This window comes from Escherichia sp. MOD1-EC6475, from assembly GCF_003046645.1.
GTDB lineage: Bacteria > Pseudomonadota > Gammaproteobacteria > Enterobacterales > Enterobacteriaceae > Escherichia > Escherichia ruysiae.
Window position 1 is genome coordinate 14672 of sequence record NZ_PZKQ01000002.1, and the last position, 26102, is coordinate 40773.

At 52.2% G+C, this 26102-nt stretch carries 24 protein-coding genes and 1 pseudogene; 18 read left to right on the forward strand and 7 right to left on the reverse strand.

Translation table 11 applies throughout. The features are described 5' to 3' along the window. Positions 1-90 precede the first annotated feature (90 nt). Positions 91-963 (forward strand): 23S rRNA pseudouridine(2604) synthase RluF, encoded by an 873-nt coding sequence (gene rluF, locus A7589_RS00130; RefSeq protein ID WP_000936366.1) that lies wholly within the window; start codon positions 91-93, stop codon positions 961-963. On the opposite strand, the gene A7589_RS00135 is transcribed toward rluF, so the two are convergent. Continuing rightward, entirely contained in the window at positions 964-1236 is a 273-nt protein-coding gene (locus A7589_RS00135) for a YjbD family protein (RefSeq protein ID WP_001207631.1), read from the reverse strand. A gap of 401 nt (positions 1237-1637) precedes the next feature. On the opposite strand from A7589_RS00135, the pseudogene A7589_RS00140 reads away from it, so the two are divergent. Further along, positions 1638-1880, forward strand: a pseudogene (locus A7589_RS00140) (slipin family protein); the annotation flags it as partial. 5 nt (positions 1881-1885) lie between these two features. Next, entirely contained in the window at positions 1886-2674 is a 789-nt protein-coding gene (locus A7589_RS00145; RefSeq protein ID WP_000055812.1) for a nucleotidyltransferase domain-containing protein, read from the forward strand. 37 nt (positions 2675-2711) lie between these two features. Here the strand turns inward: A7589_RS00145 and lysC are convergent, their stop codons facing one another. Beyond that, entirely contained in the window at positions 2712-4061 is a 1350-nt protein-coding gene (lysC, locus tag A7589_RS00150; protein ID WP_108188674.1) for a lysine-sensitive aspartokinase 3, read from the reverse strand. A 293-nt stretch (positions 4062-4354) separates the two neighbouring features. Between lysC and pgi the strand changes: the two genes are divergently transcribed. The 5 genes from pgi (at position 4355) to A7589_RS00175 (ending at position 10184) form a co-directional block, all read left to right on the forward strand. Then, on the forward strand, positions 4355-6004 hold the full coding sequence (gene pgi / locus A7589_RS00155; protein WP_000789996.1) for a glucose-6-phosphate isomerase: 1650 nt from the start codon (positions 4355-4357) through the stop codon (positions 6002-6004). A 354-nt stretch (positions 6005-6358) separates the two neighbouring features. Then, positions 6359-6601 (forward strand): exopolysaccharide production protein YjbE, encoded by a 243-nt coding sequence (yjbE, locus tag A7589_RS00160; RefSeq protein WP_000757333.1) that lies wholly within the window; start codon positions 6359-6361, stop codon positions 6599-6601. A gap of 114 nt (positions 6602-6715) precedes the next feature. Beyond that, the gene (locus A7589_RS00165; protein ID WP_000828337.1) at positions 6716-7354 is read left to right on the forward strand and encodes a YjbF family lipoprotein; all 639 of its coding nucleotides are present in this window, start codon (positions 6716-6718) and stop codon (positions 7352-7354) included. Then, complete coding sequence (locus tag A7589_RS00170) at positions 7351-8088, forward strand: capsule biosynthesis GfcC family protein (RefSeq protein ID WP_000595549.1); 738 nt, start codon at positions 7351-7353, stop codon at positions 8086-8088. The genes A7589_RS00165 and A7589_RS00170 overlap by 4 nt, the downstream gene beginning before the upstream one ends. Then, positions 8088-10184: a YjbH domain-containing protein gene (locus tag A7589_RS00175; RefSeq protein WP_000745763.1), complete on the forward strand. Its 2097-nt coding sequence runs from the start codon at positions 8088-8090 to the stop codon at positions 10182-10184. Before A7589_RS00170 ends, A7589_RS00175 begins: the two co-directional genes overlap by 1 nt. A gap of 46 nt (positions 10185-10230) precedes the next feature. Here A7589_RS00175 and A7589_RS00180 read toward each other — a convergent pair whose 3' ends face one another. Beyond that, positions 10231-10509, reverse strand: a complete 279-nt coding sequence (locus A7589_RS00180; RefSeq protein WP_001295279.1) for a periplasmic protein — start codon at positions 10507-10509, stop codon at positions 10231-10233. Between A7589_RS00180 and A7589_RS22890 the strand changes: the two genes are divergently transcribed. Next, complete coding sequence (locus A7589_RS22890; RefSeq protein WP_000487762.1) at positions 10510-10653, forward strand: hypothetical protein; 144 nt, start codon at positions 10510-10512, stop codon at positions 10651-10653. It begins immediately after the preceding gene. Positions 10654-10775: 122 nt separating this feature from the next. Continuing rightward, entirely contained in the window at positions 10776-11186 is a 411-nt protein-coding gene (psiE, locus tag A7589_RS00185; RefSeq protein ID WP_000202902.1) for a phosphate-starvation-inducible protein PsiE, read from the forward strand. A gap of 93 nt (positions 11187-11279) precedes the next feature. Here the strand turns inward: psiE and malG are convergent, their stop codons facing one another. The 3 genes from malG to malE form a co-directional block, all read right to left on the reverse strand. Next, entirely contained in the window at positions 11280-12170 is an 891-nt protein-coding gene (gene malG / locus A7589_RS00190; RefSeq protein WP_001252052.1) for a maltose ABC transporter permease MalG, read from the reverse strand. Positions 12171-12184: 14 nt separating this feature from the next. Then, a complete protein-coding gene (gene malF / locus A7589_RS00195) occupies positions 12185-13729 on the reverse strand; it encodes a maltose ABC transporter permease MalF (RefSeq protein WP_010352841.1) in 1545 nt (514 codons plus the stop codon). Positions 13730-13971: 242 nt separating this feature from the next. Next, a complete protein-coding gene (malE, locus tag A7589_RS00200; RefSeq protein WP_000695404.1) occupies positions 13972-15162 on the reverse strand; it encodes a maltose/maltodextrin ABC transporter substrate-binding protein MalE in 1191 nt (396 codons plus the stop codon). 364 nt (positions 15163-15526) lie between these two features. Between malE and malK the strand changes: the two genes are divergently transcribed. The 5 genes from malK (at position 15527) to ubiA (ending at position 20785) form a co-directional block, all read left to right on the forward strand. Then, positions 15527-16642, forward strand: coding sequence for a maltose/maltodextrin ABC transporter ATP-binding protein MalK (gene malK, locus A7589_RS00205; RefSeq protein ID WP_000179159.1), 1116 nt, complete (start codon positions 15527-15529; stop codon positions 16640-16642). A gap of 72 nt (positions 16643-16714) precedes the next feature. Then, positions 16715-18055, forward strand: coding sequence for a maltoporin LamB (gene lamB, locus A7589_RS00210; protein ID WP_000973648.1), 1341 nt, complete (start codon positions 16715-16717; stop codon positions 18053-18055). A gap of 242 nt (positions 18056-18297) precedes the next feature. Then, the gene (malM, locus tag A7589_RS00215) at positions 18298-19224 is read left to right on the forward strand and encodes a maltose operon protein MalM (RefSeq protein ID WP_010355979.1); all 927 of its coding nucleotides are present in this window, start codon (positions 18298-18300) and stop codon (positions 19222-19224) included. 178 nt (positions 19225-19402) lie between these two features. Beyond that, the gene (ubiC, locus tag A7589_RS00225; protein WP_000019214.1) at positions 19403-19900 is read left to right on the forward strand and encodes a chorismate lyase; all 498 of its coding nucleotides are present in this window, start codon (positions 19403-19405) and stop codon (positions 19898-19900) included. A 12-nt stretch (positions 19901-19912) separates the two neighbouring features. Further along, on the forward strand, positions 19913-20785 hold the full coding sequence (gene ubiA, locus A7589_RS00230) for a 4-hydroxybenzoate octaprenyltransferase (RefSeq protein WP_108188676.1): 873 nt from the start codon (positions 19913-19915) through the stop codon (positions 20783-20785). Positions 20786-20937: 152 nt separating this feature from the next. On the opposite strand, the gene plsB is transcribed toward ubiA, so the two are convergent. Beyond that, positions 20938-23361 (reverse strand): glycerol-3-phosphate 1-O-acyltransferase PlsB, encoded by a 2424-nt coding sequence (gene plsB / locus A7589_RS00235; protein WP_016159874.1) that lies wholly within the window; start codon positions 23359-23361, stop codon positions 20938-20940. Between the two features lie 169 nt (positions 23362-23530). Here plsB and dgkA point away from each other — a divergent pair, with 169 nt between their 5' ends. The 3 genes from dgkA to dinF all read left to right on the forward strand — a co-directional run bounded on the left by dgkA (position 23531) and on the right by dinF (position 26015). Next, positions 23531-23899, forward strand: coding sequence for a diacylglycerol kinase (dgkA, locus tag A7589_RS00240; RefSeq protein ID WP_000002906.1), 369 nt, complete (start codon positions 23531-23533; stop codon positions 23897-23899). A gap of 109 nt (positions 23900-24008) precedes the next feature. Next, positions 24009-24617, forward strand: coding sequence for a transcriptional repressor LexA (lexA, locus tag A7589_RS00245; RefSeq protein WP_000646078.1), 609 nt, complete (start codon positions 24009-24011; stop codon positions 24615-24617). A 72-nt stretch (positions 24618-24689) separates the two neighbouring features. After that, the gene (gene dinF / locus A7589_RS00250) at positions 24690-26015 is read left to right on the forward strand and encodes an MATE family efflux transporter DinF (RefSeq protein WP_000874977.1); all 1326 of its coding nucleotides are present in this window, start codon (positions 24690-24692) and stop codon (positions 26013-26015) included. Positions 26016-26102 lie beyond the last annotated feature (87 nt).

Sequence of the window (26102 nt, forward strand, 5' to 3'; positions counted from 1 at the left end):
AATGCAGACGCGTAACTTATCGCATCCCGCATAAATCCTGTTTTTTGGGAGGAAGAGGTACGGTATATTCCGCGTTTTACAGGAGAATTTATGCTGCCCGACTCATCAGTCCGTTTAAATAAATACATCAGCGAAAGCGGAATTTGCTCACGCCGCGAAGCGGATCGCTATATCGAGCAAGGCAATGTGTTCCTTAATGGCAAGCGTGCCACCATTGGCGATCAGGTGAAACCCGGCGACGTTGTGAAAGTAAACGGTCAGTTGATTGAGCCTCGGGAAGCCGAAGATTTAGTGCTTATCGCCCTGAATAAGCCAGTGGGGATTGTCAGTACCACCGAAGATGGTGAGCGTGACAACATTGTCGATTTCGTTAACCACAGTAAACGCGTCTTCCCGATTGGTCGCCTTGATAAAGACTCCCAGGGGCTGATTTTCCTCACCAATCACGGCGATCTGGTGAATAAGATCCTCCGTGCGGGTAATGACCATGAGAAAGAGTATCTGGTGACGGTGGATAAACCGATTACCGATGAATTTATTCGTGGCATGGGCGCAGGTGTGCCGATCCTCGGGACGGTGACCAAAAAATGCAAAGTCAAAAAAGAAGCGCCATTTGTCTTTCGCATTACCCTGGTGCAGGGGCTGAACCGACAGATTCGTCGCATGTGCGAGCACTTTGGCTACGAAGTGAAGAAGCTGGAACGTACACGGATTATGAACGTCAGCTTAAGCGGCATTCCGCTGGGGGAGTGGCGCGATTTAACTGATGATGAGTTAATCGACCTCTTTAAGCTCATTGAAAATTCCTCTTCCGAGGCAAAACCCAAAGCGAAGACCAAACCGAAAACGGCGGGTATCAAGCGCCCGGTGGTGAAGATGGAAAAAACGGCGGAAAAAGGTAGTCGCCCGGCGTCAAATGGTAAACGTTTCACCTCGCCGGGGCGGAAGAAAAAAGGGCGCTAATCAGCGTTTGCCGCGCGTCGAGGTATTTGCCGACCAACTGAATGACGATTCGGGGTCCGGTTTATAAGCCTGCTTTTTCTTCAACTGGCGGGCTTTTTTCGCTTCAGCCTCACGCTCAACCATCAGCTTATCAATGTACTCTTTTTTAATGCTATTGGTTTCGGCATTGGTCAACACGCGACCATGCGCAATACGCGCTCGATCCAGCAGCGTCTTTAATTCGCGCTGTTCACGCTCGGTCATTTCTTTTTGTGTAATACGGGGGAGTGCCATGATGGTGCCCTCAGTGAGCCAGAGGGTTCAGTGTACGGGAATTCATTTGCGAGCAGAACTGATAATATTCATTTTGCCGTCTCTTAAATATTTATCTCTCTCGATAATTAGTGATAAATGCAGATAAAAATTTAACGAAAATTATTATCCGGCAAGTTATCTAATTTAATTAAATCTTTATCATTCAATTAATTAAGTGCGAAATTTCACTTTTGGCACACTTTTAGCAAAAAACTTTCGCGTTGATACTGAATGATACAGGGGATTTAACCCCGTTGGCACACCAGATTTGGCGCTGATACGGATGAATACGCAGCAAGTCCAGATACAAACGGATGTGATGAACACGGTATTGCAGCCACGGCGCAAAGGGGCTATTAAAGGCTGAGATGCGATACTGACATATTCTTGCGCAACTGGTTGAAGCGGAGAAATCCGCGCAGGCAAATGTGATTCGTCGGCGTGAAGAAACCGCCGCCACGCGTTCGTTGCTGAACACCGCCAAAGTCATGGAAAACAACTCGGTGGCGTTGCGCTTAAAAGAGCTGGAAACGCTGGAGAGAGTGGCTGAGTGGATCGATTACATCTCTGTATTTGGTGGTCTTAACCAGGTTCTGCACGGGTTAGTCAATATCAAAGGATGAGGAAAATGTCCTTAAATGGAGTCAGTGCTGCGATGCGTGAACGGGTATCGCAGCAGTTAAAGGAAATTGAACGGCGGTATGGTGTGAAAGTGCTGTACGCCTGCGAATCAGGGAGTCGCGGCTGGGGATTTGCTTCGCCAGACAGCGATTATGATGTGCGTTTTTTGTATGTTCATCCGCTGGAATGGTATCTGCGGGTGGAGTCGCCGCGCGATGTTATCGAACTGCCCATCGACGACGAGTTGGATGTTTCAGGCTGGGAGTGGCGTAAGGCGCTGGGATTATTGAAAGGCGCGAACCCGACGCTGATTGAATGGCTGGACTCACCGGTGGTCTATCAGCAAGACGAAGAAACTATAACGGCGCTAAAGGCAATGGTGCCAAAGTGGTTTTCTCCGCTACGTGCGCGCTGGCATTATTATTCGATGGCGCGGAAAAACTTTCGCGGTTATTTGCAGGGCGACGAAGTTCGGCTGAAAAAATACTTTTATGTACTGCGCCCGCTATTGGCTGTGCGCTGGGTCGAATCGGGTAAAGGTGTGCCGCCAATGCGCTTTGCTGAGTTACTGGCGGGAAGCGAACTTGATGCGCCGTTACGCGCAGAAATAGACGAATTGCTGGAACGTAAACAGCGCGCAGGAGAAGCGGAATATGGTCCGCGCCGTCCATTGCTACATGCGTTTATTCGTGTGGAACTGGCACGTGGGGAAATTCCTCCGATTTTACCGGATAGTCGAGAGGGAGATGTCAGGGAACTGGATGGTTTGTTGTATCAAACGGTAATGGGGAAATAAATACGGCCCCGGGCACTTCATCCGGGCCGCGCTGTTTTTACTCAAACAAATTACTATGCAATTTCTGCACTACCTGCTCTGCATCAGCACCTGGCACCAGGAAGCACAGGTTATTGCTGGACGCGCCGTAGCAAATCATGCGGATGTTGAACGGTTCCAGCACACCAAATACTTCTTTGCCGACGCCGCAGGCTTTGGACAGGTCGTTACCAATCAGCGCCACCAGTGCCAGGCCTTCTTCCACTTCTACACGGCACAGTGCTGAAAGCTCCATCAGCAGTGATTGCGTCAACAATGTATCGCCGGTAGAAGTTGAACCAGTAGTATCAAGAGTTAATGCCACGCTCACTTCGGACGTAGTAATTAAATCCACCGAAATATTATGCCGCGCGAGGATACCGAAAACTTCCGCGAGGAAGCCACGGGAATGCAGCATATTCAGGCTGTGCAGGGTTAATAGCGTTTGTTTACGGCGCAGAGCCAGTGCACGGAACAGCGGTGGATTTTCGGTTTTATTACACACCAACGTACCGCCAGCACGTGGGTCTTTGTTGGAACCGACAAATACCGGAATATCGCTGCGCACTGCGGGCAGCAACGTCGCTGGATGCAGCACTTTCGCGCCAAAGGTCGCCATTTCAGCGGCCTCTTCAAAAGCGATTCTATCAATGCGTTTTGCTGCCGGCACCACGCGTGGATCGGTAGTGTAGATGCCAGGGACGTCAGTCCAGATATCAACGCGAGATGCGTGTAAGGCTTCCGCCAACAAGGCTGCCGTATAATCGCTGCCGCCACGTCCAAGTGTTGTTGTACGCCCTTTACTTTCGCTACCAATAAAGCCCTGGGTGATGACTAAACCTTCACTGAGCCGTGGAGTCAGATGCAACGCAGCCAGTTCCGCCAGTGCAACAACATCTGGCTCCGCACGACCAAAACGGTCGTTGGTGCGCATCACTTTACGCACATCAAACCACTGCGCCTGGACATCGCGTTCGCGCAGGATTTCAACAAACAGCAGAGTAGACATCAGTTCGCCGTGGCTGACCAGTTCATCCGTCAGTGCCGGAGATGTTGCCAGTGCCGCCGCTTCGGCCAGAACAGTAATGTTCTCCAACAAACGTTCAATCTCTTCACGGATGACGTTCGGGTAACGCAGACGCTCCAGAATGGCGAACTGAATATTGCGAATAGCATCGAGTTTTTCGAAACGCTCAACCGGTTCCAGACCTTCAGCCAGTGCAACCAACAGATTGGTAATCCCCGCAGAAGCAGAAAGCACAACCAAACGAACATTCACATCAGAAAGCACAATGTCGGCGCTGCGGTTCATGGCGTCGAAATCAGCCACGCTAGTACCACCAAATTTGGAGACAACAATATCGGGCATAACAACCTCGTGTCAGGGAATGAAAGAAGCGACCTTGGCACAAAGGCAAAATAGAAACCGGTGCAGGCGCAGACCGTATTTATAAATAAAAGGTGTAGGGGAGTGTGTCAACGCTGGGATTATGCGGATTATTCATGCAGCGGGCGTGGTCAGAAATTGTGCTTATAACGTCTATACTTTTTATCCTCTTCAGTAGTTAGCTGAGCTAACGGCACTAAAACCATCACATTTTTCTGTGACTGGCGCTACAATCTTCCACAGTCACAATTCTCAATATCAGAAGAGTATTGCTAATGAAAAACATCAATCCAACGCAGACCGCTGCCTGGCAGGCACTACAGAAACACTTCGATGAAATGAAAGACGTTACGATCGCCGATCTTTTTGCTAAAGATGGCGATCGTTTTTCTAAGTTCTCCGCAACCTTCGACGATCAGATGCTGGTGGATTACTCCAAAAACCGCATCACCGAAGAAACGCTGGCGAAATTGCAGGATCTGGCGAAAGAGTGCGATCTGGCGGGCGCGATTAAGTCGATGTTCTCTGGCGAGAAGATCAACCGCACCGAAAACCGTGCCGTGCTGCACGTGGCACTGCGTAACCGTAGCAATACGCCGATTCTGGTTGATGGCAAAGACGTAATGCCGGAAGTCAACGCGGTGCTGGAGAAGATGAAAACCTTCTCGCAAGCGATTATTTCCGGTGAGTGGAAGGGTTATACCGGCAAAGCAATCACCGACGTGGTGAACATCGGGATCGGCGGTTCTGACCTCGGCCCGTACATGGTGACTGAGGCACTGCGTCCGTACAAAAATCACCTGAACATGCACTTTGTTTCTAACGTTGACGGAACTCACATCGCAGAAGTGCTGAAAAAAGTGAACCCGGAAACGACGCTGTTCCTGGTGGCGTCTAAAACCTTCACCACTCAGGAAACCATGACCAATGCCCATAGCGCACGTGACTGGTTCCTGAAAGCGGCAGGTGATGAGAAGCACGTTGCGAAACACTTTGCGGCGCTTTCCACCAATGCGAAAGCCGTTGGCGAGTTTGGTATTGATACCGCCAACATGTTCGAGTTCTGGGACTGGGTCGGCGGTCGTTACTCTTTGTGGTCAGCGATTGGCCTGTCGATTGTTCTCTCCATCGGCTTTGATAACTTCGTTGAACTGCTTTCCGGCGCACATGCCATGGACAAGCATTTCTCCACTACTCCAGCAGAGAAAAACTTGCCTGTATTGCTGGCGCTGATTGGCATCTGGTACAACAATTTCTTTGGCGCGGAAACTGAAGCGATTCTGCCGTATGACCAGTATATGCACCGTTTTGCGGCGTACTTCCAGCAGGGCAATATGGAATCCAACGGCAAATACGTTGACCGTAACGGTAACGTCGTGGATTACCAGACTGGCCCGATTATCTGGGGTGAGCCAGGTACTAACGGTCAGCACGCGTTCTACCAGCTGATCCACCAGGGAACCAAAATGGTGCCATGCGATTTCATCGCGCCAGCTATCACCCATAACCCGCTCTCTGATCACCACCAGAAACTGCTGTCTAACTTCTTCGCCCAGACCGAAGCGCTGGCGTTTGGTAAATCCCGCGAAGTGGTAGAGCAGGAATATCGCGATCAGGGTAAAGATCCGGCGACGCTCGACTATGTAGTGCCGTTTAAAGTGTTCGAAGGTAACCGTCCGACCAACTCCATCCTGCTGCGCGAAATCACCCCGTTCAGCCTGGGGGCGTTGATTGCGCTGTATGAGCACAAAATCTTTACTCAGGGCGTGATCCTGAACATCTTCACCTTTGACCAGTGGGGCGTGGAGCTGGGTAAACAGCTGGCTAACCGCATTCTGCCGGAGCTGAAAGATGACAAAGAAATCAGCAGCCACGATAGCTCGACCAATGGTCTGATTAACCGCTATAAAGCGTGGCGCGGTTAATTTAAAAACCTTAATAACAATGCCGACGTTATGTCGGCATTTTTTTATCAGATAAATCCCCTTGTCTGTGATTTAACGGAAATCATACCGTGAGGTTAATCCTAAAATATATTTTTAATCGTGATTAATTTCGGAAAATACGCAGATCAATTGCTTTTGTTTTTATTTTAAGCTTATGATTTTTAGTGTTATTTAAATATAAGTCGAAGCTTATATTTGCTATTCATTCCAATTATCCTAAAACCCCATAACTAATTCCCCACGCCGTAATCCACATGCTTTAGTTGTGTATACTCGATTCCGCCCGAAATGTTTTTGGGTAAATCTCCATTCATTCAATGAAGGGAAATTGTTATGAAAAAAGTTCTGTATGGCATTTTTGCCATATCTGCGCTTGCGGCGACTTCTGCGTGGGCTGCACCTGTACAGGTGGGCGAAGCGGCAGGGTCGGCAGCAACGTCGGTTTCGGCGGGTAGTTCCTCCGCGACCAGCGTCAGCACCGTAAGCTCGGCGGTGGGTGTCGCGCTCGCGGCAACCGGTGGCGGCGATGGTTCTAATACCGGGACCACCACAACCACGACCACCAGTACCCAGTAATAACGTATGTATCCCCAAAATAATTCGAGTCATTGCATCTGTGGCTTGAAGTATGAAGGGATTTACCATAACCACACTCCGGTGTGGTTATTCTGCCCCCTCTGGAGAAGAGTCGTGAAGCGACCTGCACTCATTCTTATCTGCCTGTTATTACAGGCGTGTTCAGCCACGACTAAAGAGCTGGGCAATTCACTGTGGGACAGTCTGTTCGGCACGCCAGGCGTACAGCTGACTGACGATGATATTCAAAATATGCCCTACGCCAGCCAGTACATGCAGCTTAATGGCGGGCCGCAGTTATTTGTGGTGCTGGCCTTCGCTGAAAACGGACAACAAAAATGGGTCACTCAGGATCAGGCCACTCTCGTTACCCAACATGGCCGTCTGGTGAAGACTCTGCTCGGCGGCGACAACCTGATTGAGGTGAATAACCTTGCTGCCGATCCGCTGATCAAACCTGCACAAATCGTTGATGGCGCAACCTGGACGCGCACGATGGGCTGGACCGAGTACCAGCAGGTGCGCTACGCCACCGCACGCTCGGTCTTCAAATGGGCTGGCACCGATACCGTCAAAGTCGGCAGCGATGAAACCCCGGTTCGCGTGCTGGACGAAGAAGTCTCCACCGACCAGGCGCGATGGCATAACCGCTACTGGATCGACAGCGAAGGGCAAATTCGCCAGTCGGAACAGTATCTCGGCGCGGATTACTTCCCGGTGAAAACCACTCTCATCAAGGCGGCAAAACAATGATTAAACAAACTATTGTCGCGTTGCTTTTGAGTGCGGGGGCGTCATCAGTCTTCGCGGCGGGAACCGTCAAGGTGTTCAGCAATGGCAGCAGTGAGGCCAAAACGCTGACGGGCGCAGAGCATTTAATCGATCTGGTAGGCCAACCACGGCTGGCAAACAGCTGGTGGCCTGGTGCGGTGATTAGCGAAGAGCGGGCAACGGCGGCAGCATTGCGGCAGCAGCAGGCGTTGTTGACGCGGCTGGCAGAACAGGCCGCAGATTCCAGCGCCGACGATGCAGCCGCGATCAACGCCTTACGCCAGCAAATTCAGGCGTTGAAAGTGACGGGCAGGCAAAAAATCAATCTTGATCCCGATATCGTCCGCGTTGCCGAACGCGGCAACCCGCCGTTGCAGGGTAATTACACGCTGTGGGTGGGTTCCGCGCCGTCCACGGTCACGTTGTTCGGGCTTATCAGCCGTCCTGGCAAGCAGCCATTCACTCCAGGTCGCGACGTGGCGAGCTATCTCTCCGGTCAGAACCTGCTTAGCGGTGCAGATCGCAGCTACGCGTGGGTCGTTTATCCGGATGGACGCACGCAAAAAGCGCCGGTGGCTTACTGGAACAAGCGTCACGTAGAGCCGATGCCCGGCAGCATTATTTATGTTGGCCTGGCGGACTCCGCCTGGAGTAAGACGCCTGATGCCCTGAACGCCGACATTCTTCAGACTCTGACGCAGCGGATACCACAATAATGAAAAAAAGACATCTGCTTAGCTTACTGGCGCTGGGCATTAGCACGGCCTGCTACGGCGAAACGTATCCTGCGCCTATTGGCCCATCGCAATCGGACTTCGGCGGCGTCGGTCTGTTACAAACGCCTACCGCCCGTATGGCGCGGGAAGGGGAGTTGAGTTTGAACTATCGTGATAACGATCAGTACCGTTATTACTCTGCTTCAGTGCAACTCTTCCCATGGCTGGAAACAACGCTGCGCTACACTGACGTGCGCACCCGGCAGTACAGCAGCGTCGAAGCGTTCTCTGGCGATCAAACGTATAAAGATAAAGCCTTCGATCTCAAACTGCGTTTGTGGGAAGAGAGTTACTGGCTGCCGCAAGTGGCGGTTGGTGCGCGGGATATCGGCGGTACGGGGCTGTTTGATGCGGAATATCTGGTCGCCAGCAAAGCCTGGGGGCCGTTCGATTTTACACTCGGCCTGGGCTGGGGATATCTGGGCACCAGCGGTAATGTGAAAAATCCGCTCTGTTCAGCCAGTGATAAATATTGCTATCGCGATAACAGCTACAAACAGGCGGGATCTATCGACGGCAGCCAGATGTTCCACGGCCCAGCCTCACTGTTTGGCGGCGTGGAATACCAGACCCCCTGGCAGCCGCTGCGCCTGAAACTGGAGTATGAAGGCAATAATTATCAGCAGGATTTTGCCGGGAAGCTGGAGCAAAAAAGTAAGTTTAACGTCGGGGCGATTTATCGCGTTACCGATTGGGCCGACGTTAACCTTAGCTATGAACGTGGCAACACCTTTATGTTTGGCGTTACGCTGCGCACCAACTTTAACGATCTACGTCCTTCGTACAACGATAACGCCCGCCCGCAATATCAACCGCAGCCACAGGATGCCATTTTGCAGCATTCGGTGGTGGCGAATCAGCTAACACTGTTGAAATATAACGCCGGACTGGCCGATCCGCAGATCCAGGCGAAAGGCGATACGCTGTATGTTACCGGCGAGCAGGTGAAATATCGTGATTCGCGCGAAGGGATCATTCGCGCTAATCGGATCGTGATGAACGATCTGCCGGATGGGATCAAAACGATCCGTATCACGGAAAATCGCCTTAACATGCCGCAGGTGATGACGGAAACCGATGTCGCCAGCCTGAAAAACCATCTCGCCGGCGAGCCGCTTGGGCATGAAACGAAGCTGGCGCAAAAACGCGTCGAGCCGGTGGTTCCGCAGTCCACCGAGCAGGGCTGGTATATCGACAAATCGCGCTTTGATTTCCATATCGATCCTGTGCTGAACCAGTCAGTCGGTGGCCCGGAAAACTTTTACATGTACCAACTGGGCGTGATGGGAACGGCGGATTTGTGGCTGACGGACCATCTGCTCACCACCGGCAGCCTGTTTGCTAACCTTGCCAACAATTACGACAAGTTTAACTACACCAATCCACCGCAGGACTCGCACTTACCGCGCGTTCGTACCCATGTGCGCGAGTATGTGCAGAACGATGTCTATGTGAATAACCTGCAAGCCAACTACTTCCAGCATCTGGGCAACGGCTTCTATGGTCAGGTCTACGGTGGTTATCTCGAAACCATGTTTGGCGGCGCGGGGGCAGAGGTGTTGTATCGTCCGCTGGATAGCAATTGGGCGTTTGGTCTGGACGCCAACTACGTTAAACAGCGCGACTGGCGTAGTGCAAAAGATATGATGAAATTCACCGACTACAGCGTGAAAACCGGACATCTGACCGCATACTGGACGCCATCTTTCGCTCAGGATGTGTTAGTGAAAGCCAGCGTCGGGCAGTATCTGGCAGGCGATAAAGGCGGCACGCTGGAGATCGCCAAACGCTTTGATAGCGGCGTGGTGGTGGGTGGCTATGCCACGATCACGAATGTTTCGAAAGAGGAGTACGGCGAAGGGGACTTCACCAAAGGCGTGTATGTCTCTGTACCGTTGGATCTCTTCTCGTCTGGCCCGACACGCAGCCGTGCGGCAATTGGCTGGACGCCGCTGACGCGTGACGGTGGTCAGCAACTTGGGCGTAAGTTCCAGTTGTATGATATGACCAGCGACCGAAGCGTGAATTTCCGCTAAGTCATGGGAAAGGTGCCAGTTTTCGCAATCTCTGGCACCCTCATTCTTAATGACCTGTTGAGCCATCAGGAACGCAGTTCACCCCCGGTTTGCGATCTGGTGTGTAAAGGCGAAAACATTCTGTCTTCCTGTCCGTCGATATCGGTTGCAGGTCTGGTTGCCTGAGCGACTGGGCCATCATTGGGCTGGAGACATTGCTTTGCGGTAGGTCGGCTTTATCAGCAGTACCGAGCGGACCAGCATAAGCAGGAAGAACAGAGACTGATAACATCAAAGCAGCAAAATAAGGCTTCATTTTTACCACCTTTATCAGGTTACGTTTCATTTGTTCCAGAGGAACATTGTCGATTTTTCGCGTATTGCTGGTGGCTGGGAATCACCTGAATGGGTGATTTTTGCAGTACAGGCTATGGTGCGGTTTGTCTTGCCGGATGCGCCGCCAGGCGCGGCTTATCCAGCCTACGGGTAGGCACATCCGATGTTGGTGGGGGCGTCCTAACACCAGGTTGAACAAAACATACACAAAAAATATAGATCCCCGTCACATTTTTGCGTTATACAGGAAGCTCGCCACTGAGTTGGAGGGCTGTTATGACGTCGTTATCTCGTCCGCGCGTGGAGTTTATCTCCACCATTTTGCAGACCGTACTCAATCTTGGCCTGTTGTGCCTCGGCCTGATTCTGGTTGTCTTCCTCGGCAAAGAAACGGTGCATCTGGCTGATGTGCTGTTCGCGCCAGAACAAACCAGCAAATATGAGCTGGTGGAAGGGCTGGTGGTTTACTTTCTCTATTTCGAATTTATCGCCCTGATTGTGAAGTACTTCCAGTCCGGTTTTCACTTTCCCTTGCGTTACTTTGTCTATATCGGGATCACCGCCATTGTGCGCTTGATCATCGTCGATCATAAATCGCCGCTGGATGTGTTGATCTACTCGGCAGCGATCCTGCTACTGGTGATCACCCTGTGGTTGTGTAATTCGAAACGGCTGAAGCGGGAGTAAAAAAAGGCGCTCCGTGGAGCGCCGAATAACAGTCACAAGTTGGGATAACGTAAGTTGAGGGTGCAGCGGCATAACATTGGCAGAACAACATCTTTAACCTTTCACACCACCTGCCGTCAGGCCGTTGACCAGCCAGCGTTGAGCCAGCAAGAAGACGATGGTGATCGGTAATGCAGACATTACGGCAGCGGCGGCAAAATCGCCCCACAGGTAGTTTTGCGGGTTGAGGTATTGCTGCATTCCCACGGCCAGGGTGTAGCTGTTCACGTCACGCAGTAACAACGACGCGACCGGAACTTCAGTAATGGCAGCGATAAACGACAGGATGAACACCACCGCCAGAATCGGTACTGACAGCGGCAGCAGTACGAGGCGGAAGGCCTGCCACGGTGTCGCACCGTCCAGCGCCGCCGCTTCTTCCAGCGAGCCGTCGATCGTTTCGAAATAACCTTTAATCGTCCAGACGTGCAGCGCAATCCCGCCCAGGTAAGCAAAGATAACGCCGCCGTGGGTATTCAGACCGATAAACGGAATGTACTCACCCAGACGGTCAAACAACGCATACAACGCCACCAGTGAGAGTACCGCCGGGAACATCTGGAAAATCAGCATTCCTTTCAGCAGCGTCGCTTTGCCAGGGAAGCGCATACGGGCGAAGGCGTAGGCGCAGGTGGTGGAGAGCGCCACGATACCAATCGCGGAAATCCCGGCGACCTTTACCGAGTTCCACAGCCACAGCAGTACCGGGAATGGCGGTGGCGTAATGCGACCATCGGCCTGTTCAACGCTAAAGCCTAACGCCAGTTTCCAGTGATCCCACGAGATTTGTTCCGGGATCAGGCTGCCTGTCGCGAAGTTCCCCTGGCGCAGCGAGATTGCGACGACCATCAGCAGCGGGAACATAATCGCCGCGATAAAAAGTAGCAGTAGCAGGTGAGTAATAAACAAACGTGCTTTTTGTGATTTCGGTTGGACCATTGCCATTTTTGTTATCTCCCTTAATCAAACTTCATTCGCGTGGCTTTCAGGTTCACTATCGCCAGCGCGCCTACCAGCAGGAAGATCAGCGTGGCAATTGCTGCCGCCAGACCGAAGTCCTGACCTCCGCCGCCTTCAAAGGCGATACGGTAGGTGTAGTTAACGAGCAGGTCGGTATAACCGGCTGGCGTGGTGGTGCCAAGGCGATCCGGGCCACCGTTGGTCAACAGTTGGATCAGCACGAAGTTGTTAAAGTTAAAGGCGAAGCTGGCGATCATCAGCGGCGTCAGCGGCTTGATCAGCAGCGGCAGCGTGATTTTAAAGAAGTTCTGGAATGGACCTGCGCCATCCATCGCTGAGGCTTCATACAGATCGTCAGGAATCGCTTTCAGCAAGCCCATGCAGAGGATCATCATGTACGGATAACCTAGCCAGGTGTTGACGATAATCAGCATCGTCCGTGCGGTAGTCGGGTCGCTGAACCAGGCGGGCTTCACGCCAAACAGCGCGCTCAGCATCATGTTGATTTCACCAAAGCTCTGGTTGAACAATCCTTTGAAAATCAAAATGGAAATAAACGATGGCACCGCGTAGGGCAGAATCAGCAGTACGCGGTAGATAGCTTTGCCGCGCAACGCTTCCCATTGCACCAGACAGGCCAGCACCATGCCGACTGCAACCGTTAAAAAGACAGTGATCAGTGAGAACATCACGGTCCAGACGAAAATCGCGAGGAACGGTTTCTGAATGCCTTCGTCGGTGAAGACGCGGGTAAAGTTTTTCCAGCCGGTAGTCACGGTGTAACCGGGGCTGAGTTTGTCGTCGCCCCAGTTGCCATCGGCGGTGATGGACTGGTAAAAGCCGATCTGGTCATTCGGACGATATTTTACGCCACTCTGGTTATTGGTCAGCGTACCGTCATCGCCCAGTGTGTAGAGCGGTTGTGTGCCAGAGAACTGGCGCAGGGAGCTCATCATCACTTTGTTGTCATCCGGGAGGATAGCGGTAATGTTGCTCAGTGCCTGACGATTTTGGGTAATCACGCGCAGATTTGCGCGCTCGCCTTCAGGCTGTGTGGCGCTTTCTTTCAGTTGCAGCTTTTGCTCGCCGCCAAATTTAAAGGCGTCGGAGAGATAATGCTTACCGGTTTCGCCATCGGTGAGCGCCAGTTGCCACTCATCACCTGCCGGATAAAGCCCGAAGTTATAGGTTTTGCCCGCTTGCCAGGAACGATCTAACAGAACTTCCTGGGCGCGTTCAAAAGTTAGCTGGTTAGTGCTGCTGTAGTTGGTAAAAGCAATGGCGATGGTACACACCAGAGGGAAGAGCACGAACAGCCCCATTCCTGCCATTCCCGGATAAACATAGCGCCAGGCGTAGGCTTTCCGGTTGGCGAAAATATACAGTCCCGCAGAACTTAAAATCAGCGTGGTAATGGCGAACAGGTACTCCCCTTGTGCGTACATTAAAACAACAAGGTAACCCACCAGCAGGCCAAGCAGACCTAACACTGACCATTTCAGTGCGTCGCTTTGCCACCAATGTTTCTTTTTAATGACATCCATGGGGTTCTTCCTCATTCCTGGACGGATAAATGATTACACCGCATCCGGCAACAACTGCCTGATGCGGCGCTGGCGCGTCTTATCAGGCTTACGTACAGTTCGTTTTTCCAGGTCGGATGAAGCATTACGCCGCTCCGACAACAACCGCCTGATGCGACGCTGACGCGTCTTATCAGGCCTACATATGTTTCGGTTTCGTAGGCCGGATAAGGCGTTCACGCCGCATCCGGCATTTAGCAGCATTACTTGGTGATACGACCCTGTGCATCTTTCAGCGCGGCATCAACAGTCTGACGACCGCTGGCGGCGTTGATCACTGCGGTACGCACGGCATACCAGAAGGCGGACATCTGCGGGATGTTCGGCATGATTTCACCGTTCTTGGCGTTATCCATAGTGGCGGCAATGCGTTGATCTTTCGCCAGCTGATCCTGGTAAGACTTCAGCGCCACGGCGCCCAGCGGTTTATCTTTATTTACCGCTTCCAGCCCTTCGTCAGTCAGCAGGTAGTTTTCGAGGAACTCTTTCGCCAGTTCTTTGTTCGGGCTGGCAGCGTTAATGCCTGCACTCAGAACGCCAACGAACGGTTTGGAAGGTTGTCCCTTGAAGGTCGGCAGCAGCGTCACACCGTAGTTCACTTTGCTGGTGTCAATGTTGGACCATGCCCACGGACCGTTGATGGTCATCGCCGTTTCACCTTTGTTAAAGGCCGCCTCTGCGATGGAGTAATCAGTATCCGCATTCATGTGTTTGTTTTTAACCAGATCAACCAGGAAGGTCAGACCTGCTTTCGCGCCAGCATTATCCACACCAACGTCTTTCACATTGTATTTGTCGTTTTCATACTTGAACGCATAACCACCGTCGGCAGCAATCAGCGGCCAGGTGAAGTACGGTTCTTGCAGGTTGAACATCAGCGCGCTCTTACCTTTCGCTTTCAGTTCTTTATCCAGCGCCGGGATTTCTTCCCAGGTTTTTGGCGGGTTCGGCAGCAGGTCTTTGTTATAAATCAGCGATAACGCTTCAACGGCTATCGGATAAGCAATCAGTTTGCCGTTATAACGTACAGCATCCCAGGTAAACGGATACAGCTTGTCCTGTAACGCTTTGTCTGGGGAGATTTCAGCCAACAGGCCAGATTGGGCATAGCCACCAAAGCGGTCGTGCGCCCAGAAAATAATGTCCGGACCATCGCCAGTGGCCGCAACCTGAGGGAATTTCTCTTCCAGCTTATCTGGGTGCTCAACGGTGACTTTAATTCCGGTATCTTTCTCGAATTTCTTACCCACTTCTGCGAGGCCGTTGTAGCCTTTATCGCCGTTGATCCAGATTACCAGTTTACCTTCTTCGATTTTGGCGAGAGCCGAGGCGGAAAACATCATCGTCGTCAAAACAGATAATGCGAGGATGCGTGCACCTGTTTTTATTTTCATAATCTCTGGTCCTTGTTGGTGAAGTGCTTGTGAAAACGCCTGAACGGACTCTAGTTTCTTTATACGGCAACCTCTTTCCATCCTCCTTGCCCCTACGCCCCACCTTCGTTTTATGTGATCTACATCGCAGAAACAGCAGTATTGCGGGAAGGCGCACACAAAATTGCCATGTTTTTTGCAAGCAATATCACGAATTTCCTTACTTTCCCTCGGATTAGTATGCAGACCCCATCTTCTCATCCTCCCGCCTCCTCCCCCATAAAAAAGCCAGGGGGTGGAGGATTTAAGCCATCTTCCGATGACGCATAGTCACTGCATCATGAATGTTGCTGTCGATGACAGGTTGTAACGAAGGGAGAAGGGCATGGCGAGCGTACAGCTACAAAATGTAACGAAGGCCTGGGGGGATGTGGTGGTATCGAAAGATATCAACCTCGACATCCACGAAGGTGAGTTCGTGGTGTTTGTCGGACCATCTGGCTGCGGTAAATCTACTTTACTGCGCATGATTGCCGGTCTTGAGACGATCACCAGCGGCGACCTGTTCATCGATGAAAAACGAATGAATGACACCCCGCCAGCAGAACGCGGCGTCGGCATGGTGTTCCAGTCCTATGCGCTCTATCCCCATCTGTCTGTGGCAGAAAATATGTCTTTTGGCCTGAAACTGGCAGGCGCGAAGAAAGAGGTCATCAACCAGCGTGTTAACCAGGTGGCGGAAGTGCTGCAACTGGCGCATTTGCTGGATCGCAAACCGAAGGCGCTCTCCGGCGGACAGCGTCAACGTGTGGCGATTGGTCGTACGCTGGTGGCCGAGCCAAGCGTGTTTTTACTCGATGAACCGCTTTCTAACCTTGACGCCGCGCTGCGTGTACAGATGCGTATCGAAATTTCCCGTCTGCATAAACGCCTGGGGCGCACGATGATTTACGTCACCCACGATCAGGTCGAAGCGATGACGTTGGCCGACAAAATCGTGGTGCTGGACGCCGGTCGCGTGGCGCAGGTCGGGAAGCCGCTTGAGTTGTATCACTATCCGGCCGACCGCTTTGTCGCCGGTTTTATCGGTTCACCGAAGATGAACTTTTTGCCGGTGAAAGTAACTGCCGTTGCAATCGATCAAGTCCAGGTTGAGCTGCCGATGCCAAACCTCCAGCAGGTCTGGCTGCCGGTTGAAAGCCATAACGTTCAGGTCGGCGCCAACATGTCGCTGGGCATTCGCCCAGAACATTTACTGCCAAGCGATATCGCCGACGTCATCCTTGAGGGTGAAGTTCAGGTGGTCGAGCAGCTCGGCAACGAAACGCAAATTCATATCCAGATCCCTTCCATTCGTCAAAACCTGGTGTACCGCCAGTCTGACGTGGTGTTGGTAGAAGAAGGTGCCACATTCGCTATCGGCCTGCCGCCAGAGCGTTGCCATCTGTTCCGTGAGGATGGCACTGCATGTCGTCGACTGCATCAGGAGCCGGGCGTTTAAGCACCCTTAAAAAAGACACAAAGCCTGTGACAGGCGATGTGAAAAAAGAAAAGCAATGACTCAGGAGATAGAATGATGATTACTCTGCGCAAACTTCCTCTGGCGGTTGCCGTCGCAGCAGGCGTAATGTCTGCTCAGGCAATGGCTGTGGATTTCCACGGTTACGCTCGTTCCGGGATCGGCTGGACAGGGAGCGGCGGTGAACAACAGTGTTTCCAGACCACTGGCGCTCAAAGTAAATACCGTCTTGGCAACGAATGTGAAACTTATGCTGAATTAAAATTGGGTCAGGAAGTGTGGAAAGAGGGCGATAAGAGCTTCTATTTCGACACTAACGTGGCCTATTCCGTAGCACAACAGAATGACTGGGAAGCCACCGATCCGGCCTTCCGTGAAGCGAACGTGCAGGGGAAAAACCTGATTGAATGGCTGCCTGGTGCCACCATTTGGGCCGGTAAGCGTTTCTATCAGCGTCATGACGTTCATATGATCGACTTCTACTACTGGGATATTTCTGGTCCTGGTGCCGGTCTGGAAAACATCGACGTTGGCTTCGGTAAACTTTCTCTGGCAGCAACGCGTTCTTCTGAAGCGGGCGGTTCTTCTTCTTTCGCCAGCAACAATATCTATGACTATACCAATGAGACTGCGAACGACGTCTTCGACGTGCGTTTAGCGCAGATGGAAATTAACCCTGGTGGCACCTTAGAGCTGGGTGTCGACTACGGTCGCGCTAACCTGCGTGATAACTATCGTCTGGTTGATGGCGCATCGAAAGATGGCTGGATGTTCACTGCCGAGCATACCCAGAGCATCCTGAAAGGCTTCAACAAGTTTGTTGTTCAGTACGCTACTGACTCGATGACCTCGCAGGGTAAAGGTCTGTCGCAGGGTTCTGGCGTTGCGTTTGATAACGAAAAATTTGCCTACAATATCAACAATAACGGTCACCTGCTGCGTATCCTCGATCACGGTGCGATCTCCATGGGCGACAACTGGGACATGATGTACGTGGGTATGTACCAGGATATCAACTGGGATAACGACAACGGCACCAAATGGTGGACCGTCGGTATTCGTCCAATGTACAAGTGGACGCCTATCATGAGTACCTTGCTGGAAGTGGGCTACGACAACGTCGAATCCCAGCGTACTGGCGACAAGAACAATCAGTACAAAATCACCCTCGCACAACAATGGCAGGCTGGCGACAGCATCTGGTCACGCCCGGCTATTCGTGTCTTCGCAACCTACGCCAAGTGGGATGAGAAATGGGGTTATGACTACAACGGTAGCTCTTCTTCCAACCCGAACTACGGCAAAGCTGTTCCGGCGAATTTCGAAGGCGGTAGCTTCGGTCGCGGTGATAGCGATGAGTGGACCTTCGGTGCCCAGATGGAAATCTGGTGGTAATAGCAATGTGTAGGCCGGATAAGGTGCTTGCACCGCATCCGGCAACCAATGCCTGATGCGACGCAGTCGCGTCTTATCAGGTCTACAACCGCTGCCGAATGTAGGCCGGATAAGGCGTTTACGCCGCATCCGGCATAAAAATAGGTTGTCATTATCTATAAGGGGCGTAAGCCCCTCTGATTATCGGGTTAAGCGCGCTATTGCCTGGCTACCGCTGAACTCCAGATTTTGAGGTGAAAACAATGAAAATGAATAAAAGTCTCATCGCCCTCTGTTTATCAGCAGGGTTGCTGGCAAGCGCGCCTGGAATCAGCCTTGCCGATGTTAACTACGTGCCGCAAAACACCAGCGATGCGCCAGCCATTCCATCTGCCGCGCTGCAACAATTAACCTGGACGCCAGTCGATCAATCTAAAACCCAGACCACCCAATTGGCAACTGGCGGGCAACAACTGAACGTCCCTGGCATCAGCGGTCCAGTCGCCGCATACAGCGTCCCGGCAAACATTGGCGAGCTGACCCTGACTCTGACCAGTGAAGTGAACAAACAAACCAGCGTATTTGCACCGAACGTGCTGATTCTTGATCAGAACATGACACCATCGGCCTTCTTTCCCAGCAGTTATTTCACCTACCAGGAACCTGGTGTGATGAGTGCAGATCGTCTGGAAGGCGTTATGCGCCTGACACCGGCGTTGGGGCAGCAGAAACTTTATGTACTGGTCTTTACCACTGAAAAAGATCTCCAGCAGACGACGCAACTGCTCGATCCGGCAAAAGCCTATGCCAAAGGCGTCGGTAACTCGGTGCCGGATATTCCAGACCCGGTTGCCCGTCATACCACTGATGGTCTGCTGAAACTGAAAGTGAAAACCAACTCCAGCTCCAGCGTGTTGGTGGGGCCTCTATTTGGTTCTTCCGCTCCGGCTCCGGTTACGGTAGGCAACACGGCGGCACCAGCCGCAGCCGTACCTGCTCCGGCACCGGCACCGGCGAAGAAAAGTGAACCTATGCTCAACGACACGGAAAGTTATTTTAATACCGCGATTAAAAACGCTGTCGCGAAAGGTGATGTTGATAAGGCGTTAAAACTGCTTGATGAAGCTGAACGCCTGGGCTCGACATCTGCCCGTTCCACCTTTATCAGCAGTGTAAAAGGCAAGGGGTAATTACGCCCCACAGTGCTGATTTTGCAACAACTGGTGCGTCTTCGGGCGCACCTTTTTTCTCTCCTTCCTGTGATTGTTGCGTTATTGTTGCGTATTAGATCACTTAATATGCTTTACATCTCCCGTTAACGCTTTTCTGCGATACAATGCCTTTACGTTATGTAACGGAGAGTTCGGCATGTCACACCCCGCGTTAACGCAACTGCGTGCGCTGCGCTATTTTGCAGAGATCCCTGCGCTGGAACCGCAACTGCTCGACTGGTTGTTGCTGGAAGATTCCATGACCAAACGTTTTGAACAGCAGGGAAAAACGGTGAGCGTGACGATGATCCGCGAAGGGTTTGTCGAGCAGAATGAAATCCCCGAAGAATTACCGCTGTTGCCGAAAGAATCCCGTTACTGGTTACGTGAGATTTTGTTATGCGCTGATGGAGAACCCTGGCTCGCCGGGCGTACCGTCGTTCCTGTGTCAACGTTAAGCGGCCCTGAGCTGGCGTTACAAAAATTGGGTAAAACGCCGTTAGGACGCTATCTGTTCACATCATCGACATTAACCCGGGACTTTATTGAGATAGGCCGTGATGCCGGACTGTGGGGGCGACGTTCCCGCCTGCGATTAAGCGGTAAGCCGCTGCTGCTGACCGAACTGTTTTTACCAGCATCACCGTTGTACTAAGAGGAAAAAAATATGGAGTGGAGTCTGACGCAAAATAAGCTGCTGGCGTTTCACCGCTTAATGCGTACGGATAAGCCAATTGGTGCGTTACTGCTGCTCTGGCCAACTTTATGGGCGCTATGGGTGGCGACACCCGGTGTTCCCCAACTCTGGATCCTGGCGGTGTTTGTCGCTGGCGTCTGGCTGATGCGTGCCGCCGGTTGTGTAGTGAATGACTATGCTGACCGTAAGTTTGATGGTCATGTTAAGCGCACGGCAAACCGACCGCTTCCCAGTGGCGCGGTGACGGAGAAAGAGGCGCGCGCGCTGTTTGTCGTGCTGGTGCTAATTTCGTTCTTACTGGTGCTGACGCTGAATACGATGACTATTCTGTTGTCGATTGCCGCGCTGGTGCTGGCGTGGGTTTACCCGTTTATGAAGCGTTACACCCATCTACCGCAAGTAGTGCTGGGGGCGGCGTTTGGTTGGTCGATTCCAATGGCTTTTGCCGCTGTGAGTGAATCGGTGCCGTTAAGCTGCTGGTTAATGTTCCTCGCCAATATTCTGTGGGCGGTGGCTTACGACACGCAGTATGCGATGGTTGACCGTGACGACGACGTGAAGATTGGCATTAAATCCACTGCGATTCTGTTTAGTCAATACGATAAATTGATTATTGGCATTTTGCAGGTTGGCGTACTGGTACTGATGGCGATTATTGGTGAGTTAAATGGATTAGGCTGGGGATATTACTGGTCAATTCTGGTCGCGGGCGCGCTGTTTGTTTATCAACAAAAACTGATTGCCAATCGCGAGCGTGAAGCCTGTTTTAAAGCGTTTATGAATAATAACTATGTTGGCCTGGTACTGTTTTTAGGGCTGGCAATGAGTTACTGGCATTTCTGATGATGTAAAAAAGCCGGATGACCATGACCATCCGGCTTTTTTTCTGGGAAAAGCTGCCTGATGCGCTGCGCTTATCAGGCCTACATAACACATCGCAATTTATTGAATTTGCAGGTCATGGTAGGCCGGATACATCCGGCAACGCTCACCAGTTACCCTTCGCCCTGCGTCGCACTCTCAATCGTTAAGCGCACATCGGACGTAATCAACTCCGCCAGCAACTGATAAACCTTCATCGTTTCTGCCGGTTCGGCGTCGCCGCTGTCGCTGATATACCCTTCATCACGCAGCGTCAGCACCAGAGAACTGAACACCGCTTTGTCGAAGAACTCCGGCGCGTTGATGCCGTGCAGCACGGAAAGACGTTGTGCCACAGTGCGGCTCTCTTTCTCCAGCGTACCGCGATTGATCGACGGGTTGGCGCTCAACAGCCAGAAAGTAATCGCATAACGTTGCAGCGTTTCGCGCGCACCTGCGGCAAGCAACTGAAGCGTGCGGGAGTGCGCCGGATTGATATGCAACTCATCATCTTGCAGCGTAATCAGCCCCTGGCGTTGCATTTCATTCGCCAGCGCATCAATAACGCCCGGCAACTCGTCACGCTCCCAGCGCAGGAACAGCTCCGCTTTTAGCATTGGGTAAAGCACATTGACGTGCTCCATCAACACTTCGCGGGAGATGTGCCGATGCTGGGTGACAATTGCTGCCATCAGCGAAGGCAGAACCAACATATGCGCAATGTTGTTGCGATAGTAGGTCATCAGCACCGCTTGCTCGCGCGGCAGGATAATAATGTCGCCGATGGTGTCTTTCTCGACTTCAAACTTGTTCATTTGCAGCGCGTGATCAATCAGCTCACCGGCGCTGGCTGAAGGAACGGTAGAGTCCGTGGAGTAAGGCACGTTGCGCATCAAATCGAGATAACAATTAAGCTGCTCAGTCAATTGCTCGCGAGTGAGTGAACGCTGACGTGACGCCAGCAGCGCAGTACAGCACAGGTTCATGGCGTTAGCCGCGCCTGCGTTGTTAATGCGCACCATCAGATCGGCAGCAATGTTATTGACCGTCGGCGTTAACCAGGCCGGGCGTACAGCTTCGATAGGGTCAATAGATTCACGCCAGTCCGGCACGTGCTGGTTGAGATAGGTCATCAACGGCATTGGTTCACCGAAGTTGACATACCCCTGACCGAGATTACGCAGCTTGCTTAAACCGCGCAGCATCTGCGGCAGGCTCTCTTTCTCTTTCGTCGCGCCGCGCAGCTCTTTGGCGTAAGTACCCACTTCCATGACGTGCTCATAACCGATGTAGATCGGAATCAACGTAATCGGACGTGTACCGCCACGCAGCATCGCCTGAATGGTCATCGACAGCGTGCCGGTTTTCGGATCAAGCAAACGCCCTGTACGCGAACGACCGCCTTCCACAAAGTACTCAACGGAATAACCACGGCTGAACAGTTCGCCGAGATATTCACGGAAGACGGTAGAGTAGAGTTTATTGCCTTTAAAAGTACGGCGAATAAAGAACGCACCCAGACGGCGGAAAATCGGCCCGGCAGGCCAGAAGTTCAGGTTGATCCCGGCGGCGATATGCGGTGGCACCAGCCCCTGGTGATACAACACGTAGGAGAGCAGCAGGTAGTCCATGTGGCTACGGTGGCATGGCACATACACCAGCTCATGACCGTCATGAGCCAGCTGGCGAACGCGTTCGGCATTATGGACGTTGATGCCCTGATAGAGCCGGTTCCAGGTGAAGCCCAGAATACGGTCAGTCAGGCGGATCATCTCGTAAGAGAAATTCGCCGCAATCTCTTCCATCAGCGCAATCGCGTTCTGCTGCGCTTTTTCATGGGAGATTTTTTTGCTGCGTGCTTCATCTTCTACCGCTTTGGCAATTGCACGTGAGGCGAGCAGCTTATTGAACAAATCCTGACGAGCAGGCAAGCGTGGACCCACGGCAGCAAGACGCTGACGGGCAAAGTGCATACGCGCCACACGCGCCAGTTTTTGGGCGATAGTTTTATCTGTGCCGTGTTCATCAGCCATGCGGCGTAGCGAAACTGACGGCGAGAAACGCACAAAGCTATCGCGACCAAGCCACAGTACGGCGAAAAATTTCTGTACGCCGTTGAGCATACGTAGTGGCGGGTTTACTTCGCCTTTTTCACGTCCTGGCGCACGACCAAACATCACCGATACCGGCACCATCTGCACATCCAGATTTGGGTTGCTACGGTGCAGATCGAGATAGTCGTGGAACAGCTTGATAGACTCTTCTTTCGGCGTGTAATAGGTGAAAACACGCGGCCCGCCATGAATAAACACATAGCGCGGCAGTAGCGTGCCGTCTACCTCCAGCGGCTCTAATGGATCAGGCAGGTCATGCGCCAGACACTGGGCGCGCAACGTCAGCAAATCCGCTTTTGAGTTGTACGGTAAAACGTACATAATTGGACGAGAGGTATCGAGCCCCAATTCCGGGGCAGGATCTGCCGGAATAGACTTGCTTTTTACCAGGATGCTTAATGGTAAATTCAGTAATTTGTAGTAAATTCGTGGCCAGCCGGACATAAACGATGTAAAGCCTCTGGTTAATAATGCAAATGCGCGGGAAGGATAGCAGAAAGTCATGGGAAATTCTGTGGTATCCGCTTATGTTTCGCGCGGCGCTACGCTACCGGAATCATCGGATTCAACGGTACACTGATATTGACGCTCATAATGTAAAAAGGTTCTTTCAATGGCCAATAATACCACTGGATTCACTCGAATTATCAAAGCCGCTGGCTATTCCTGGAAAGGTTTACGCGCTGCATGGATCAACGAAGCGGCATTCCGTCAGGAAGGCGTGGCGGTATTGTTGGCGGTGGTCATCGCTTGCTGGCTGGATGTGGACGCGATTACCCGCGTACTGCTTATTAGCTCCGTTATGTTGGTGATGATTGTGGAAATTCTCAATAGCGCCATCGAAGCGGTGGTTGATCGTATTGGCTCTGAATACCACGAGCTTTCCGGGCGGGCAAAAGATATGGGGTCCGCAGCGGTGCTGATCGCGATTATCGTCGCTGTGGCAACCTGGGTCATTCTGTTATGGTCACATTTTGGATAACCCTTCCAGAATTCGATAAATCTCTGGTTTATTGTGTAGTTTATGGTTCCAAAATCGCCTTTTGCTGTATATACTCACAGCATAACTGTATATACACCCAGGGGGCGGAATGAAAGCGTTAACGGCCAGGCAACAAGAGGTGTTTGATCTCATCCGTGATCACATCAGCCAGACAGGTATGCCGCCGACGCGTGCGGAAATCGCGCAGCGTTTGGGGTTCCGTTCCCCAAACGCGGCTGAAGAACATCTGAAGGCGTTGGCACGCAAAGGCGTGATTGAAATTGTTTCCGGCGCATCGCGTGGGATTCGTCTGTTGCAGGAAGAGGAAGAAGGGTTGCCATTAGTAGGTCGTGTGGCTGCCGGTGAACCGCTTCTGGCGCAGCAGCATATTGAAGGTCATTATCAGGTCGATCCTTCCTTGTTCAAGCCGAATGCCGATTTCCTGCTGCGCGTCAGCGGAATGTCGATGAAAGATATCGGCATTATGGATGGCGACTTGCTGGCAGTGCATAAAACTCAGGATGTACGTAATGGTCAGGTCGTTGTCGCACGTATTGATGACGAAGTTACCGTTAAACGTCTGAAAAAACAGGGCAATAAAGTCGAATTATTGCCAGAAAACAGCGAGTTTAAACCGATTGTCGTTGACCTTCGTCAGCAGAGCTTCACCATTGAAGGGCTGGCGGTTGGGGTTATTCGCAACGGCGACTGGCTGTAACAGATCTCTGATACCGCGATGCCGCCTGGCGTCGCGGTTTGTTTTTCATCTCTCTTCATCAGGCTTGTCTGCATGGCATTCCTCACTTCATCTGATAAAGCTCTCTGGCATCTCGCCTTACCTATGATTTTCTCCAATATCACCGTTCCGTTGCTGGGGCTGGTTGATACGGCGGTCATTGGTCATCTTGACAGTCCGGTTTATCTGGGCGGCGTGGCGGTTGGCGCAACGGCGACCAGCTTTCTCTTTATGCTGTTGCTATTTTTGCGCATGAGCACCACCGGGCTTACTGCGCAGGCGTATGGTGCCAAAAATCCTCAGGCATTAGCCCGTGCGCTGGTGCAACCGTTGCTGCTGGCGCTGGGGGCTGGGGCGTTAATTGCGCTATTGCGTACACCGATTATCGATCTGGCGCTGCATATTGTTGGTGGCAGTGAAGCCGTGCTGGAACAGGCGCGGCGCTTTCTTGAAATTCGCTGGCTAAGCGCACCGGCGTCACTGGCAAACCTGGTATTACTTGGCTGGTTGCTCGGCGTGCAATATGCCCGTGCGCCGGTTGTCCTGTTAGTGGTGGGTAATATCCTCAACATTGTGCTGGATGTCTGGCTGGTGATGGGGCTGCATATGAACGTGCAGGGCGCGGCGCTGGCAACGGTCATCGCAGAATATGCGACGTTGCTGATCGGCCTGCTAATGGTGCGTAAAATCCTCAAACTACGCGGTATTTCCGGCGAAATGCTGAAAACAGCCTGGCGGGGGAACTTCCGTCGCTTGCTGGCGCTTAACCGCGACATCATGCTGCGCTCACTGCTGTTGCAACTCTGTTTTGGTGCAATAACGGTACTTGGCGCGCGACTGGGGAGTGACATAATCGCCGTTAACGCGGTTCTGATGACGCTACTCACCTTTACCGCCTATGCGCTGGATGGTTTTGCCTACGCGGTTGAAGCGCATTCAGGTCAGGCGTACGGTGCGCGCGACGGGAGCCAGTTACTGGATGTCTGGCGCGCAGCGTGCCGTCAGTCGGGGATCGTAGCGTTGCTGTTTTCTGTGAGTTATTTGCTGGCAGGGGAACACATCATTGCGTTGCTGACGTCATTAACCCAGATTCAGCAGCTAGCCGATGGCTATCTTATCTGGCAGGTCATTTTACCGCTGGTCGGTGTCTGGTGTTATCTGCTGGACGGCATGTTTATAGGTGCAACGCGCGCCGCCGAAATGCGAAACAGTATGGCGGTGGCAGCAGCAGGGTTTGCTCTTACGCTCCTCACGTTGCCGTGGTTGGGTAATCATGGTTTGTGGCTGGCGTTAACCGTCTTTCTGGCGCTGCGCGGGCTTTCTCTGGCGGCTATCTGGCGTCGTCACTGGCGCAACGGAACCTGGTTTGCCGGAGCGTGACGGTTAAATATTCTGAATAAATAATCCTAAGCCAAATTCCTGACTACACTTAATCCCACGTTCAGAAGAAAAGCGAGCGTACTCTCA